Annotated in this window: 12 protein-coding genes; 8 read left to right on the top strand and 4 right to left on the bottom strand. The window is 41.0% G+C overall.

What is annotated here, in order from left to right:
- The first annotated feature begins 43 nt into the window (after positions 1-43).
- The 3 genes from pyrF (at position 44) to ACTXGH_RS06690 (ending at position 2,782) form a co-directional block, all read left to right on the top strand.
- Entirely contained in the window at positions 44-742 is a 699-nt protein-coding gene (pyrF, locus tag ACTXGH_RS06700) for an orotidine-5'-phosphate decarboxylase (protein WP_439296039.1), read from the top strand.
- A 226-nt stretch (positions 743-968) separates the two neighbouring features.
- Positions 969-1,766, top strand: a complete 798-nt coding sequence (locus ACTXGH_RS06695) for a metallophosphoesterase (protein WP_439296038.1) — start codon at positions 969-971, stop codon at positions 1,764-1,766.
- A gap of 242 nt (positions 1,767-2,008) precedes the next feature.
- Positions 2,009-2,782, top strand: a complete 774-nt coding sequence (locus ACTXGH_RS06690; RefSeq protein ID WP_420884184.1) for a histidine phosphatase family protein — start codon at positions 2,009-2,011, stop codon at positions 2,780-2,782.
- 124 nt (positions 2,783-2,906) lie between these two features.
- Here ACTXGH_RS06690 and rpsT read toward each other — a convergent pair whose 3' ends face one another.
- Positions 2,907-3,173, bottom strand: a complete 267-nt coding sequence (gene rpsT / locus ACTXGH_RS06685; RefSeq protein ID WP_058369082.1) for a 30S ribosomal protein S20 — start codon at positions 3,171-3,173, stop codon at positions 2,907-2,909.
- Positions 3,174-3,733: 560 nt separating this feature from the next.
- Between rpsT and ACTXGH_RS06680 the strand changes: the two genes are divergently transcribed.
- Positions 3,734-4,459 carry an NAD-dependent epimerase/dehydratase family protein gene (locus ACTXGH_RS06680; RefSeq protein ID WP_439260675.1) on the top strand — a complete coding sequence of 242 codons (726 nt, stop codon included), beginning with the start codon at positions 3,734-3,736 and terminating at the stop codon, positions 4,457-4,459.
- Positions 4,460-4,610: 151 nt separating this feature from the next.
- The gene (gene rraA / locus ACTXGH_RS06675; RefSeq protein ID WP_439260676.1) at positions 4,611-5,147 is read left to right on the top strand and encodes a ribonuclease E activity regulator RraA; all 537 of its coding nucleotides are present in this window, start codon (positions 4,611-4,613) and stop codon (positions 5,145-5,147) included.
- Positions 5,148-5,270: 123 nt separating this feature from the next.
- Here the strand turns inward: rraA and ACTXGH_RS06670 are convergent, their stop codons facing one another.
- Complete coding sequence (locus tag ACTXGH_RS06670) at positions 5,271-6,905, bottom strand: BCCT family transporter (RefSeq protein ID WP_299216288.1); 1,635 nt, start codon at positions 6,903-6,905, stop codon at positions 5,271-5,273.
- Between the two features lie 404 nt (positions 6,906-7,309).
- Between ACTXGH_RS06670 and mfd the strand changes: the two genes are divergently transcribed.
- The 3 genes from mfd (at position 7,310) to ACTXGH_RS06655 (ending at position 13,366) form a co-directional block, all read left to right on the top strand.
- On the top strand, positions 7,310-11,014 hold the full coding sequence (gene mfd / locus ACTXGH_RS06665) for a transcription-repair coupling factor (protein ID WP_439296037.1): 3,705 nt from the start codon (positions 7,310-7,312) through the stop codon (positions 11,012-11,014).
- Between the two features lie 206 nt (positions 11,015-11,220).
- A complete protein-coding gene (locus ACTXGH_RS06660; RefSeq protein ID WP_439260678.1) occupies positions 11,221-11,652 on the top strand; it encodes an HIT domain-containing protein in 432 nt (143 codons plus the stop codon).
- Positions 11,653-12,013: 361 nt separating this feature from the next.
- On the top strand, positions 12,014-13,366 hold the full coding sequence (locus tag ACTXGH_RS06655) for an adenylate/guanylate cyclase domain-containing protein (RefSeq protein WP_439296036.1): 1,353 nt from the start codon (positions 12,014-12,016) through the stop codon (positions 13,364-13,366).
- Positions 13,367-13,495: 129 nt separating this feature from the next.
- On the opposite strand, the gene fdx is transcribed toward ACTXGH_RS06655, so the two are convergent.
- The gene (fdx, locus tag ACTXGH_RS06650) at positions 13,496-13,834 is read right to left on the bottom strand and encodes an ISC system 2Fe-2S type ferredoxin (RefSeq protein WP_439260680.1); all 339 of its coding nucleotides are present in this window, start codon (positions 13,832-13,834) and stop codon (positions 13,496-13,498) included.
- Positions 13,835-13,948: 114 nt separating this feature from the next.
- On the bottom strand, positions 13,949-15,841 hold the full coding sequence (hscA, locus tag ACTXGH_RS06645; RefSeq protein ID WP_439296035.1) for a Fe-S protein assembly chaperone HscA: 1,893 nt from the start codon (positions 15,839-15,841) through the stop codon (positions 13,949-13,951).
- Between the last annotated feature and the right edge of the window lie 153 nt (positions 15,842-15,994).

Raw genomic sequence — 15,994 nt, 5'->3', positions numbered from 1 at the left:
TACATATGACGCTTAATAAATTCAATATTGATATGGCAACATCATGAATAATACAACTAATTCTCCAGTCATCATTGCTTTAGATAATATGACAATGGAAGCATCAATAGCATTGGCTGAGCAGCTAGATCCAGCGCTGTGTCGTTTAAAAGTAGGTAAGGAGCTGTTTACTCGCTGCGGGCCTGATATCATAAAAGCGCTTCATCAACGTCAATTTGAAGTGTTTTTAGATTTGAAGTTTCATGATATTCCTAACACCACAGCACAAGCAGTATTAGCGGCAGCCGAGCTTGGTATATGGATGGTTAATATTCATGCTAGCGCAGGCTTTGAAGCTATGTCTCTGGCTAAACAGCGCTTACTGGATAATGACTTAGATACCTTACTAATTGCTGTTACTGTGTTGACTTCTATGGATAATGACGCATTGATGCAAACAGGTATTACTGATGGTTTAGATGTACAAGTTAGTCGTTTAGCACAATTAACTAAGCAAGCTGGTCTTGATGGCGTGGTTTGTTCAGCACAAGAAGCTAAAACCCTCAAGACGCTGTGTGGTCAAGATTTTAAGCTAGTGACGCCTGGTATTCGTTTACCAGAAGACAATGCCGATGACCAAAAACGTATCTGTACGCCAAAGCAGGCGTTGAATGATGGCGCTGATTATCTCGTGATAGGACGTTCTATTACACAGGCTACGAACCCTGCTGCTAAATTGCAGATGATACTCAATAGTATCTAATGTTTATAATGTTATAAGAGGTGCAGCTTAAACAGCTGCATTTTTGCTTTTTGTAGGTAGCAAAAAAGGTGCTACACTATTTAACTTTATATGTATACCAGTTGCGAAACTATGATTGGCAGTGTCAAACTTGCTCAGTGCTAAGTAAACCACAAATAGAGTACTTATGCTTGTGATCATTGTTTGATGCTTCTACAGCTGGTGTTATTAGACAATAATGGATAATATGAAATTACAGATATTAAGTGACTTACATATTGACAGTTATGCACGTCAATCACATCCCGTAGGTCATATTCCCAAAACTGACGCTGACGTGATATTAGTAGCAGGGGATACTGCCAACAGCGATAGTGGTATGCCATGGTTACGAGAGCAGGCAGAACGTCTGCAAGTGCCCCTTATTACCATTGCAGGCAACCATGAGTACTTTAATGAAGATGTATTGCATTTTGATAAAAGATTAGCCACTTGGGACAACTATAATACCGATTCGCAGCTAGGCGTTCGCGTCTTACAGTGCCAGCATCTCGATATTGGTGAGGTACGTATTTTGGGGTGTACGTTGTGGACAGATTATCAGTATCAAGCCAATGAAGATACGATGGTAGTTGCTAAACGTTTTATGCGTGATTATAAGCAGATATATGCAGGTAATGGGCTATTTTCTCCTGAAATATCGATTGAGCTACATATTCAACAGCGCCAATGGTTAAAGCAGGCGTTGATTGAGGCGCAGCAATTAGGAAAAAAAACAATCGTGATGACTCATCATAGTATTAGCGCCTTATCGGTCTCTGAAAAGTATGCTACGCTGCCCAGTAACGCAGCTTTTGTTAGTGATTTATCTAGCTGGATGCATAAGGATTGGGCACCAACCCTATGGGTACACGGCCATACCCATGAAGCGTTTGATTACCGTATTGGTAATACCCGCGTGATTGTCAATCCTCGTGCATATCCTAACGAAGTTAGTAGCACTGAGATTGAGTTTGCGTGGGATAGAGTTATCGATATTGGCTAGCATATCTTGAATGATGTGAATTATGCGATACAGCCTACACAATGCTGCCTGTAAGCCATGAGCATTTGGTGTTGTAGTCTCTATATGACTTATCTATCGTTATACTTTGTTACTGACATTTTTATTGTTGGTCTGCTCATATTTCGTTCACTAGTATCCAATAATCTGCTACGCTAGCTGCTATGAGTAAATTTTCTGAATCATCACGTTCTGAGCAGTCCAATGCTCAAAAGCCTCTTAAGATGAGCGCGCCTGCCCCAGCGCATCTGCCTGATAGTATGATTTCTTCGGTTAACTTGTTACCCGAGAATAAGCGCTTGATTTTGTTTACTAGACACTCTTTGCGTGAGCGCTCCGATGGTAACGGGTTTGCCAGCTACCAGCTGCCACTTACACCTAAAGGACGCGTATTAGCAAAGTCTTGGGGGCGCTGGTTAGCTGGTCATCTACCATATTCTCTCGACGTAGATAGCATCTCAAGCCCTATTGGACGTTGTATTGATACCGCGCAGCTAATGCAAGAAGGGGCAGGATTACAACGACCGATAGCGCATCAATCGTTATTGGTTGAGCCAGGTAGCTTGGTTACTGAGCCTGAAATTGCGAATGCAGTCTTTAAAGAGATTGGTGTGCTCAATTTTATTAATCGTTTTTTACAAGGTAACCTTGAAGGTACAAAAAATGCCTATCAAGGTGGACTCGATATTTTATCGCTTTTTTATCAAAACCAGCCACAGCATGGACATTTAATGTTGGCAGTGAGTCATGATACGTTACTATCTGCTTTTTTAGCGATAATGTTCGATGTGATTGAGATTGATTGGAACGACTGGCCCAAAATGATGGAAGGCGTGTTTTTATGGTTTGATGATAAGCCATTTGAGCAGGCTAATGCATATTTTGTTTGGCGCGGAGAGGTTTATGTTCGCCCGATCAATACGTTAATAGATAGCTACCGTGCTGCTGGTTTTCATCCTAGTAAGCTATTATTACCGCCGAAAGTGAGATGGACGTAGTATTAAAGCGGCGCGAGGCTAAAACTACAAGGGACAGTATTAAATATTACATTTTGAATAGATATAAAAAAACCTTGCCACTAGGACAAGGTTTTTTTATGAACGCTTGTTAAAGCTACTAATCTTAAGCTTGAAGAGCTTTGATAGCTTTGTTTAGACGGCTCTTACGACGGGCAGATTTATTCTTATGAATAATGCCTTTGTCAGCCATACGATCAAGAACAGGTACCGCTTTTTTATAAGCTTCGGTAGCTGCATCATAATCTTTAGATTCGATTGCTGCGTCGACACGCTTTAAATAAGTACGAACCATAGAGCGTTGTGACGCTGAGTTTTGGCGACGTTTAGTGTTTTGACGGGCGCGTTTACGAGCTTGTGCAGTGTTAGCCACGCGTATCTCCTTTATGAAAGACAGATAAAAATATGAATGTTGATTGGAATAATGAGTTTAACAATCATCGGTGACGAGCAGCCGTCTCGTCAAACATGATATCGATGTTCAATATTAGACTTCCTAATATTAATAAATCATCGGTAGCGTCAAAGCCATCTGGAATAATTAAATAGCTATGACATGTAAAGCCGGATATCTTAGCAAATTATTGCGCTTAGAACAATATATTTGACCATCAAAGCGAAAAGAAGTTGTATGTGTCGTTATGCTAATATGTATAAAGTTAGGTATATAGATAAATAGTGGTTAATAATCGAACCATTGATAAAAACTCTTACAATAAATCATGAATAGTAGCGACAGTTATAGGGTAACTTAGTTATGATACTGCCCTATAATATAGGGCATAGTCCGTTTTACGTAAAACCAGTAGGTTACTAGCCACGCACTGTATGGGTTTTATAGTGAATCGTCTATAGTACGACTCGAAAACCATAAACCTAAAAGTCATAAAATAGTCTCTATAATACTTTACGATTATGAATAATGGATAGGATATGCAGCAAAAAGCAATTTTAATTGGCGCGACAGGCTTGGTTGGTCAGCATCTTGCGAAGCAGCTTAGTGAACTCTATGATACATTAATAGTCATTGCCAGACGTCCACCGAGGTATATAAATGCTAGTATGAGATTCTATCAGGTGAATGACTTTGATAACTTAGCCGACGTTTTTGCAAACATCGGTGTGGATGCTACAACGGATGCTTTCAGTTGCCTTGGTACAACTAAGAAGCAAGCAGGCAGCGATGAGGCTTTTCGAAAAGTAGATTATGACTATAACGTAAGTTTTGCCAAGTTATGCTTTGATAAAGGGGTTAAAAACTTTTTTTTATTGTCTGCAATGAATGCTGACGTTGACAGTCGGTTTTTATATAATAGAGTAAAAGCAGAAACTGAACAAACCATTATGAGCCTAGGGTTTGAGCGTTTGGCTGTTTTTCGTCCCTCATTATTATTGGGTAAGCATAAAGGTCGACCAATCGAGAGCATTAGTCAAAAAGCCTTTAAAATCATCTCGCCTTTAGTGTCTGAATCATTACCGCTGCATCCCATTTCAGCCAAACGTGTCGCGATTTCGATGGCAATGACCGCCCATGATATGTACGAACGTCGTAAATACAGCGATTATCGTTCTGAATCAAAGCTCTCTGAATCAAAGCCCAGTATGACTGATATTATCGAGAATAAGCAGATGCTAGCGATGACTCGTGTCAAAAAATGAATCACGACATTACTATGTCGGTAAGTTAGGCCAAACGACCAAACTTGTTTGGAAGATAATAGCCTAAGCATTTGCTGATAAAGTAATATCAATAATAGCAAGACCATAGATTGCAAAATAACTGATAGTCATTAACAAGGAGTAAATAGCTATGTCAGAATCAACAGCAATGAATAAAGAGAACTTTGTAACCTGTGATTTATTGGATGCCAATCCTGAATCACAAGTCTGCTTACCAAATATTGAGGGCAAGACCTTTCAGAGTTTTGGCGCAAAAGATAAGTTTTGCGGCGAAATTGTGACAGTAAAATGCTTTGAAGATAATAGCCGTGTGAAGGCATTATTGAATAGTAATGGCAAAGACGATAACGGTGCAGGCAAAGTGTTGGTCGTCGATGGTGGTGGTTCAATGCGCTGTGCGCTGCTCGGCGATATGATTGCACAGTCAGCGATTGATAATGGCTGGGCTGGAGTTATTGTGTATGGCTGCGTCCGTGATGTCGATGACATGGCGCAAATGAATATCGGTGTGATGGCATTAGGCTGTATCCCGCGCAAGTCAACACGCCGAAATGAGGGTCAAACAGATATTGAAATTAGCTTTGGCGACCTGACTTTAAATTCTGGCATGTTTGTCTATGCAGATAATAATGGCATTATTGCAAGTCATAAGTCTTTAATAGCGTAAAGTATTGTTAGTATAAATCGATTGTAATTATAAATAATTATATATTATAAGTAATTATATGATAATTAAAAAACCCAGTTCAAATTACGGAACTGGGTTTTTTGGTTGAAAGTAAATGATTCATTAGTATTTTTCAAGCTCTGAGAGTAGTTGTTCGCGTGCTTTATAAATCCTGCGTAGACCAAGCCATAAGCTAATACACATAACGATCAACACCGAGGTAAAAGGCAAGCCCGTACTTACTGAGCCTGCTTGAATGGTTTTTAGGGCTTGCGCACCGCCGCCATAGAGAAGAGCAATAGCGATAAGTCCTTGAGCAACAGCCCAAAATATACGCTGATATATTGAAGCTTCAAGCTTACCACCTGCCGTAATCGTATCAACCACTAAAGAGCCTGAGTCTGATGAAGTCACAAAAAACACCATTACTAGAATAATAGCAATTAAAGAGGTAATGGTCCCTAGAGGAAGATTTGCCAGCATCTGAAATAAGGTTAAGGAAGCATCACTGACCCCTCCTGCCAGCTCACCGACTTGATTATCATATTGGCTCAATCCTGACTGTCCAAATACCGTCATCCAGACGATGGTTACAAGCGTAGGGGCCAACATTACTGAGGTAATAAACTCACGTACTGTACGGCCTTTTGAAATACGAGCAATAAACATACCTACAAAAGGTGACCAGCTGATCCACCATGCCCAATAAAACACTGTCCAGCCATGAAAGAATTCGTCGTCACCGCGGCCTATAGGATTCGATAACGGGATAATATAAGTTGCATAATCAACAGCAGTGGCACCGATTTTACTCAGCAATCCGATTGAGTTGCCAACGAAAAACACAAACAGCAACAAAGATAAAGCGACTAACATATTGACGTTACTCAATAGCTTAACCCCGCCATCAAGGCCACGTGCTACAGATATTGTAGCAAGAGCAGTCACTACAACTATAATGGTAATCTCAAGCGAATTACCTGCAAAGTCCCAACCAAACAAATAATTAAGTCCGCTGGCCGCTTGTTGAGCACCCAAACCCAGCGAAGTCGCTAGACCAAATATCGTCGCTAGTACGGCCAATATATCAATAATATGACCAGGCAGCCCCCATGTCTTTTCTTTAAAAATAGGATAAAATACGGAGCGCATGGTCAATGGGAAGCGAAAATTGTAAGCAAATAGGGCCAATGACAAACCAACTACTGCATAGATACCCCAAGGGTGCAAACCCCAGTGGTACATGGTCGCACCCATAGCAGCATGGTAAGCTTCAGGGCTGCCTGCTGCGACACCAAGTGGTGTACCTGCCCAACCGCTTGCATAAGCCAATGGCTCAGCCACACTCCAAAACATAAGGCCGATGCCCATGCCAGCTGCGAACAACATGGAGAGCCACGAGCGCCGATTGAACTCAGGTTTGGCATTTATACCGCCAATTCGGATGCTGCCATAGGGAGACACAACCAATATCAGACTAAATATCACCATAATATTAGCTGTGCTGACAAAGAGCCAGTCAAAACCATTGACCACCCAATCTTTAGTACCATTAAGCCAAGAATTGGCTATATTCGGTAGTAATAAAGCAAATAATACAAAGCCAACAACGGCAATAGCGGTAAAGAAGAATACAGGTCTGTGTAAATCTAAACCCAATATTTCAGTGTTATTTTCACCAACTGTATGTTCAGTGGTATAAAGCCTGCGACGAAATTTATCGAGAAGGGGCTTTGGAATCTGTTTTTGCTCGTTCATAGGTGACGAATCTCCTGATGAGTTAGCTGAGCTGGACACCGTCAAAGTATCGACTATTTATGACTAATAAACAGTTTTTGGCAGCTACAAGCTTTAGATTTTAGGTAATGTAAAAATGCTGTTGGCGCTTTACAGAGAGTGCAAGCTACTGAATAATCGAGACTCAATAAAAGGCATGTATAGGAGATATTTATTCAAAATACTATGCAAAAGTTTATATAGAAATAATTAAATGCTAACAATGGAAAGTTAGCTTAAAACAAGAATAGCCAAAAGCGTGCCATGTTAACAAACCGTTTAGTTTTGTCAAATCGTAGCAGCCTGTTAAAGTGTAAATTAGTTTTGGTCAATTGCGAAAATATTCGTATAATAACTGCCAGATTCTTAAATAGATCCTACCTGCTATGTCTATCACTGCCCTAACTGACGCTTTTGCTCCCATTAATGAACAGCTATTTCCTATCCAAAACTTGCAAAGACGCTGGCTTGCACCCGTACATGGTGCAGTAGGCAGTCTATGGTTAGCAAGTTTGGTCAAAACGACTATATGGGAAGTGTCAGAACGTTTGAAAGTGGTCGTAGCTCGAGATCAAAACCAGCTCAACCAGATAGAGACTGAACTGGCATTTTGCGGCGTTGATGCTTATGTCTTTCCTGACTGGGAGACGCTAACGTATGATGAGCTGTCCCCGCACCAAGATATCGTTAGTGAACGAATCAACTTATTGACAGATATGCCAACGTCAGGTGTGCTACTCATATCTGTACAAGCTTTGATGCATCGCGTTGCACCGCCTAGCTGGCTGATTGGACAACACTTTGATTTAGGTGTTGGTGATCAATTTGATATCCATACTCAACGTGAGCTACTAGCGAAAGCGGGCTACCGTGCGGTTGACAATGTATTTGAGCCAGGCGAGTTTGCAGTACGCGGTAGTATTATTGATATTTTTGCGATGGGTCAGCCATTTCCACTGCGCCTAGATTTATTTGATGATGAAATTGAGACAATTCGCTTTTTTCACCCGCAGACTCAGCGTACGTTGACCGATGATGATCTAAAGGCTATGGTCTCCGGTAATGATAAAAGTATGGGTCAAGAGTCGCTATCGTTGTTGCATAAATTGCCCGATATCTCAAAACCTATTAAGAAGTTTCAAATACTACCTGCAAAAGAGTTTCCTTTAGAAGATGGGAAAGACACTTTTCGCATGAATTTTGCTGCAATGTTCCCAAATGCTAGTAGCCGTAAATCTGAGTTACATAAAGATGTGATGGCAGGAATTGCGAGTAGTGGGCTTGAATATTATCAACCGTTGTTTTTTGATCTAGAAGATTGGCAGCAAGAGAGCAGCTTATTCAATTATTTGCCTAAAGATGCTTTGTTCATTACAGATGAGCTAATCAATGAGCGCCAAGCGGATTACTGGTCGCAAATCCAGCGCCGCTATGAAGAGCGTCGTCATGATATTGATAAACCTATCGTAGCACCAGAGCTATTGTATTTATTATCCAATACGCTGAATGAGCATTTAAACCAGTATCCACGAGTGATATTAAGTGCAAGAGAAGAGCTTGCATCTATGACAGATGTAGCAGATCTTAATGGCCAAGAAGCATCCGCATCTACTGTATCGCAAACCAAACAACAAGGCCTAGTCACATTAAGCGCGCAAATGCCGCCACAACTGACAGTAAACCACCAAAAGGCAGAACCTTTAACCGAACTGTTGGATTTTTTACATCTGCAGGTAGAAACAGGTACACCAGTATTAATTGTCGCTGAAACTGCAGGTCGTCGAGAGATTCTCATTGAGCTGTTCAAAGGTAAAATTGATATAAAAACCTATGACAGCTTCAAAGATTTTTTAGCAGCAGACAAGGTCAGTGACAACAATTCAAGCCAAAAACCATATGTTGGTCTGACAGTTGCACCGATTGAGCGCGGAGTCTTTGTCCCCGAACGTTTGGTGCTGATTAGTGAGACTCAGCTATTCGGTAGGCAAGTACTACAAACACGTCGCCGTCGACAAAGTGGCGTATCAGAAGAGTTCTTGGTCAAAAGTGTCACTGAAATGACACAAGGCAGTCCTATTGTCCATATCGAGCATGGTATTGGTCGCTATAATGGCCTCATTATTTTAGATGTGGGTGACGGTGAGCAAGAATTTATCCATCTAAAATACGCCGATGATGCCAGTATTTATGTACCAGTAGCCAGTCTACAAATGATCAGTCGTTACAGTGGTGGTGATCCAGCACTTGCTCCTCTACACAAAATTGGTAGTGGAAAATGGGACAAAGCCAAGCAAAAAGCATTGCAGCAAATTCATGATGTGGCGGCAGAGCTGCTCAATATGCAAGCAAGGCGCGAAGCCAAAGTGGGTATTCATTTTAAAATAAATATCTCACAATATGATCTGTTTGCCAGCCAGTTTGCTTTTGAAGAGACCCCGGATCAAGCCAACGCTATTCACGCGGTTATCGAAGATATGAGACAAAACCAGCCGATGGATCGTCTTATTTGTGGTGATGTGGGCTTTGGTAAAACAGAGGTTGCCATGCGAGCTGCGTTTATTGCCGTCAGCGCTGGTTATCAGGTTGCCGTATTAGTACCGACTACTTTGCTTGCAGGACAGCACGAAGACAACTTCCGCGACCGTTTTGCTGATTGGCCTGTCCGTATCGAGACCTTATCACGGTTTGGTGGTAAAAAGCATCAGGAGACGGTGCTAGCAGATTTGGCTGCTGGTAAAGTTGATATTGTGATAGGTACGCATAAGCTATTACAGCCTGATGTCAAGTTTTCTAACTTGGGGTTGATGATCGTCGATGAAGAACATCGCTTTGGTGTACGTCACAAAGAGCGTATTAAGGCTATTCAGACTGATGTAGATAGTTTGTCGATGACAGCGACACCGATACCTAGAACGCTTAACATGGCGTTATCTGGTATGCGAGATATGTCTATTATTGCAACCCCGCCTGCACGTCGTTTGGCTATTAAAACTTTTGTCATGCAAAAGACAGAAGCTCTAATGAAAGAGGCTATTTTACGTGAGTTGCTACGCGGCGGACAGGTATACTTATTGCACAATGATGTCGCAAGTATTGAGCGTATGGCAGAGACTATTCGCGAGCTGGTACCAGAGGCGCGCGTAGGGGTCGCTCATGGACAGATGCAGGAGCGTCAGCTTGAACAAATCATGCAGCAGTACTACCATAAAAAATTCAATGTGTTAATTTGTACAACTATTATTGAAACTGGTATCGATGTACCGAATGCCAATACTATTATTATTGAGCGCGCTGACAAATTTGGCCTGGCTCAGCTGCATCAGTTGCGTGGCCGTGTCGGTCGCAGTCATCATCAAGCCTACTGCTATCTATTAGTACCATCGCTTAAGGGTCTTAAAGGGGATGCCAAACGCCGATTACATGCGATTGAGCGCGCCAATACATTGGGTGCAGGCTTTATGCTGGCGAGTGAAGATTTAGAGATTCGCGGTGCTGGTGAAATACTGGGTAAACAGCAAAGCGGTAATATGCAGGCAATTGGTTTTAGTCTGTATATGGATATGCTCGAACGGGCTACCAAAGCCATCAAGGCAGGCAAAGAGCCAGATTTGAGCACGCCGTTATCGTTAACCAGTGAAATAAACTTACACAGCTCAGCACTGATACCAGAAGAGTATCTGCACGATGTACACCAGCGCCTATTATTTTATAAACGGATTAGTAATGCGGATAGTAAAGAAACCTTGATCGACATACGTACTGAAATGATCGACCGTTTTGGCGTGCTGCCAGATCAAACCAAGCAGCTATTTGCCATTCATGACCTCCGTTTACAAACAGAGCCATTAAAAATTAATAAAATTGATGCCAATAGCCATAGTGTGACGCTAGAATTTGCACCCGATACACCAGTTGACGCTTTGGCAATCATTAAATTGATTCAATCTGATGGTCAACGTTATCGTATGAACGGCGCTTCAGGTATTCGTTATAATGACGCAGATAAACTTGAGACACCGCAGCAGCGGGTCACTGCTATCCAAGAGCTACTGCATTATTTTAGCGAACATACAGTAGCCGAAACAGCTTAAAAACGTGTTCTGTTTTCTTTAGTCAAGGGTGTTATATTGTTATCATCTCGCCTCGATATAGAACACAGTTTTGATAGATGAGTATGATCAGCAGTAGGTATGTGTGAATGTTCAACACGTCGTTACAGATAACTGATAAAATAGCGCCATTATAGATAGCTGTTAACTGATTTTATTGATATTTTATAACAAGAGAAGCCGTTATTATGTTCCAACTACATCCTAAGCTTGCTGCTGATAGTTTTTTAGTAGGGGATTTTCCCTTGTCGACATGTCGTTTGATTAATGACTGCCAGTTTCCTTGGCTGGTTTTAATACCACGTGTATCAGGTATCAAAGAATTGTATGAATTGTCTGAATCCGACCAAGCACAATTTTTACGTGAGTCAAGCTGGTTGTCAAGCCAACTTGCCAAGACATTCCAAGCCGACAAAATGAATGTTGCAGCACTCGGCAACCAAGTTCCACAGCTACACTTTCATCATATAGTACGCTATCAAAACGATCTGCAATGGCCAAATCCAGTATGGGGCGTACCTGCAGTACCATATACAAAAGATATATTGGCACAAATGCAGCAAACATTAATGATTGCATTGCGAGGTCATCATCAAATGCCGTTTGATTGGCAAATGTAGTTGTTAATCAACAGTTAGATACAATGTTAGATACAGTACTTGGCGAATGGTTACGTTTATATTTTTTGCGTTGTACTGTTTCTTACGTTATAACCAGAACGTCAACTACTGACACTACTGAGTAATGTTAAACGGTATCTAGGATGAATAGTATTGATTAACTGTTGTTCATTTTTAGCAATGTACGTTACTAGTAACTTATACAACATCTACATAGATCATTACCGCCAATCAACCAGCTGTATTCCTCTCTATTTTATTATAAAATTTAACACTCACTCTTCTAAGCTTTTTTAGCTTGTCTTAATCTAAGCGACTGTCAAGTATGCCTCTTTTAGGTAGATTGAAATCATCGACTTTATTGAAAAATCAAGAATATGCTCGGTTTGACTATCCAGAGATATTCGTCCTACTGCTTACTGTAGTGCTGGTCGCTATGCATTTTGAGTTTAATTCTATTTCAATGGTATTGTTTACAATTGTAAGCCTACCAAGTCTAATGATTTTAATTTACAACTACCGGCGTCAACCAAGCTTTTGGACATCCAATATCGTTGTAATGCTATTGTCAACAGTCATTGGAAGTATGCAGTTTTGTACCATCTTATCACTGAGTTTGTCATTATTGATCGGTATTCGAATCATCTTAAGTGAGCCTGAAAATCGACTTAAGCTGATTATTGTTTCGATCGTCATTACTGTCATGTTTTATTACGTCAGTACCATGCTAAATAGCGATATGATGGTTTGCAATGATGACTTTATATCACCCATTGTATTACTAGCTAGTATTATTACTATATGCTGTCAGTTTTGGGAGATTTATCATAAATATTTGAGTTACGAAAACACGGCAGAGAAGACAAAGGGACGACTTAATACTTTGGTATCAGTCATTAGTAAATTGTCCCGTTTCATACCTCCTCAGGTCTGGCAACCAATTGTAAAGTCAGACAATGTGGTAGATGTGAATAATAAACGAGCGAAACTTACGATCATGTTTTCAGACATCGCTGGATTCACTGAGCTGTCTGACAGTCTAAGCTCTGATAACCTAGCTGATATTTTAAATACTTATATGAAATGTATGACAGTTATTGCCAACAAACACGGCGCGATGCTAGACAAGTTTGTTGGTGATGGTATGATATGTTTTTTTGGTGAACCCAACAGTCGAGGGACGCGGCAAGATGCATTGGACTGCGTGGCCATGGCAATTGATATGCGCCGAGAAATGCGCAGTTTACGTCAGGAATGGCGTTTGATGGGCTTTGAAGGACTGTATGTACGCATTGGGATTACCACCGGTTACTGTCATGTAGGGAACTTTGGCAGTAATAGTCGCATGAGCTATACTATCATTGGTAAAGAGGCAAATCTTGCATCTCGTCTTGAATCGATAGCAGGAAAGGGAGATATTCTTATTAGTCAAAGGACTTATGATTATGTCTGCCACGATTACGAATGCGAATATGCTGGCACCTATCAGTTAAAAGGTTTTGATAGTAGTATCAATGCTTGGCAAGTATTAGACCCTGACGCTAATAAAGGCCGCTTATCTAAGTGGGTGGATCATACTCTACCTGGCTTTAATCTACATTTAAATTTTAAAGACATGCAAAATTATGATTATAAAGAGATTAAAAGCAAACTGAACTTCGCACTTGAACGTATTGAAAAGGAAGAAAAAGAGCATTCTTTAATCAATAAGTAAAAGATAACTGGGGCAGTTTTTTTAATCAACACAATGAACGAAGATTACTAGCTTTTCATCCAAACAAAAAGCCAGCTATTATATTTTAATAGCTGGCTTTTTAGTGTAGAAAAACTTTATGCTTATTCTTTAATGATTTTCTTTAGCATGGTTAAGCGTATATTTGGGAATTTCTATGGTTAAATCTTCTTCATCAAGCATCACCTGACAAGACAGGCGTGAATCAGGTTCCAGTCCCCAAGCACGATCTAACAAGTCGGCTTCAATATCATCCATTTCTTCTAAGCTATTAAATCCTTTACGAACCACGACATGACAGGTCGTACATGCTTTTGACATCTCACAAGCATGTTCAATCTTAACGCCTTTTTCAAGCAAGGCTTTACATAAGTTATCACCAGATTGAAGCTCGACCTCAGTACCTTCAGGGCAAATCTCGTGATGGGGTAGTACAGTAATCTTTGGCATAAATTGTCTGTCCAATACTAATCGATTAAAAATCTAAAAATGAAATGTTATAACGTATAAATATATTATATTAAATGAATTATACTTATTGATTTATAGTCATCAGTGTAGCTATTACCAGTCCTGAGCACTTGTACCTGCCATGCTGGCTTTGACACTCTGATTCATAATACGAGCAGCAAAAGCGTCGCTGTGCGGTTTAAGTGAAGCTTGTTCTCTCTCGATAACTGATAAGTCGTCAGTTTCAAGGGCCGTTTGTAACCCTTGAATATGCTTAGCAAGGGACTGCTGCTCCTCCGATGTTAATAAAGCAGCAAACTCGTTCAGGGCGGATTGTAGCGCGAGCACTTCGCGCTCAGCTTCTACTTTAGTCTCAATTAAAGAACGAGCGTTTTTATCTTCTTCTGCATGCTTAAATCCAGCAGTCAAAAGCTGCTCTTTTTGCTCATCTGATAATCCATAAGAAGGCACAATCTCAATCTGACTCTCTGTCTTTGTTGTGGTTTCTTGTGCACTAACTGTCAACTGTCCATTAGCATCAATACTAAAAGTCACTTCAATACGGGCAAAACCTGCTTTCATTGGCGGAATGCCATATAGCTCAAAACGTCCCAGTGAACGGCAGTTCTCTACTGTTTCGCGCTCACCTTGTACTACGTGAACAACCATGCCCGTTTGTCCGTCTTGATAAGTGGTAAACACTTGACGCTTTTTAACAGGAATAGGGGTATTACGTGGGATTAATACTTCAACCAAACCGCCCATGGTTTCAAGACCAAGCGATAATGGTGTCACATCTAATAATAGTAAATGGTCATCACTATCACCACTAACCAGTTGATGCGCTGTCTGAGCCGCACCTAAGGCAACGACCTCATCTGGATTTAGGCGACAAAGTGGCTGCTTATTGAAAAACTCAGCCACAACGTCTTGGATAGCAGGCATACGGGTTGAGCCGCCCACCAAAATTACTTCATCTAAATCAGTGCTAGATAGCTTTGCATCACGCAGTACTTGTTCACACACGCTTAATGTACGGCGACTAACAGGGTTAGCGATGGCGACTAAGTCTTCATGACGCAGTACGCCTTGATAAGACTGCTCATTGACAATAATGTCAATATCGACTTGTTTGGCATCAGTTAGCGCTTGCTTGTAGGCTTTAGCCTGCTGCGCAAGTATTGATTTATCATGAGGGCTGACGTCTTTAGGATCGACGTTTGCTTGTTTGATGAGCCAATTGGTCACCAAACGATCAATATCATCACCGCCTAGGGCACTGTTACCACCCGTTGCTAATACTTCAAAGACACCATCATTAAGCTTTAAAATAGACACATCAAAAGTGCCACCACCAAGATCATAAATTAAGTAGTAGTTTTCTTTAGTCTCGCTATTAACAGAGTCTTCAGCGGGTTTGTCGAGACCATATGCAACTGCAGCAGCGGTAGGTTCATTCAATAAACGCAGTACATTAATACCAGCCGCTTGTGCCGCATCTTTGGTCGCCTGACGCTGCGCTTCATCAAAATAGGCAGGCACGGTAATCACAGCACCTTCTACACTATCTATAGGTAGGGCACTCGTAGCTCGCTGTTCAAGAGCCGCTAAAATCCGTGCTGATACTTCAACAGGAGAGACCTCACCTTGAGCGGTGACAAACGTTGGCATATCATCTTTGTGACCAGACAGCTCATAAGGATGAGAGAACTTGATATCAGCTTGGCTACGGCCCATAAAACGTTTAGCTGAAACAATCGTATTTTTTGGATCATCTGCTAAGTGCGCTAGAGCGTCGTAACCGACAAGGGGGTTACCTGTACTTGGATAATAAACTACAGAAGGTAATAAAGTATCAGTCGTTGTAGCTGCCTCTAAGACTTGCGCTTTGCCTGAACGTACCACAGCGACCAGTGAGCGTGTGGTACCAAGATCAATTCCTAAACCAAAACGATGTTGGTGAGGTTGGGCGCTTTGATTGGGTTCGGCAATTTGCAATAAAGACATAAAATAACTCAAAGATAAAATAGATAAGTAAAATGAAGCAAATGTAGTATGCAGGCGACGATAGTTTAACGGCTAAAGTCTTACTCTACAATAGAAGAAAATAGCGCTTAAAATAAGAAAATATTGTTAGTAATATTTTGACCATACATATAG

Source organism: Psychrobacter sp. 1Y10 (genome assembly GCF_052259005.1).
GTDB lineage: Bacteria > Pseudomonadota > Gammaproteobacteria > Pseudomonadales > Moraxellaceae > Psychrobacter > Psychrobacter saeujeotis.
This window is presented reverse-complemented; position numbering and strand designations above follow the sequence as displayed.

Bases quoted from the DNA above. Each gene is read 5' to 3' on its own strand.
- rraA (WP_439260676.1), top strand. From the start codon at position 4,611: ATGTCAGAATCAACAGCAATGAATAAAGAGAACTTTGTAACCTGTGAT.
- ACTXGH_RS06690 (WP_420884184.1), top strand. From the start codon at position 2,009: ATGAGCGCGCCTGCCCCAGCGCATCTGCCTGATAGTATGATTTCTTCG.
- ACTXGH_RS06670 (WP_299216288.1), bottom strand. From the start codon at position 6,905: ATGAACGAGCAAAAACAGATTCCAAAGCCCCTTCTCGATAAATTTCGT.
- hscA (WP_439296035.1), bottom strand. From the start codon at position 15,841: ATGTCTTTATTGCAAATTGCCGAACCCAATCAAAGCGCCCAACCTCAC.
- mfd (WP_439296037.1), top strand. From the start codon at position 7,310: ATGTCTATCACTGCCCTAACTGACGCTTTTGCTCCCATTAATGAACAG.
- ACTXGH_RS06695 (WP_439296038.1), top strand. From the start codon at position 969: ATGAAATTACAGATATTAAGTGACTTACATATTGACAGTTATGCACGT.
- fdx (WP_439260680.1), bottom strand. From the start codon at position 13,834: ATGCCAAAGATTACTGTACTACCCCATCACGAGATTTGCCCTGAAGGT.
- ACTXGH_RS06680 (WP_439260675.1), top strand. From the start codon at position 3,734: ATGCAGCAAAAAGCAATTTTAATTGGCGCGACAGGCTTGGTTGGTCAG.
- ACTXGH_RS06660 (WP_439260678.1), top strand. From the start codon at position 11,221: ATGTTCCAACTACATCCTAAGCTTGCTGCTGATAGTTTTTTAGTAGGG.
- pyrF (WP_439296039.1), top strand. From the start codon at position 44: ATGAATAATACAACTAATTCTCCAGTCATCATTGCTTTAGATAATATG.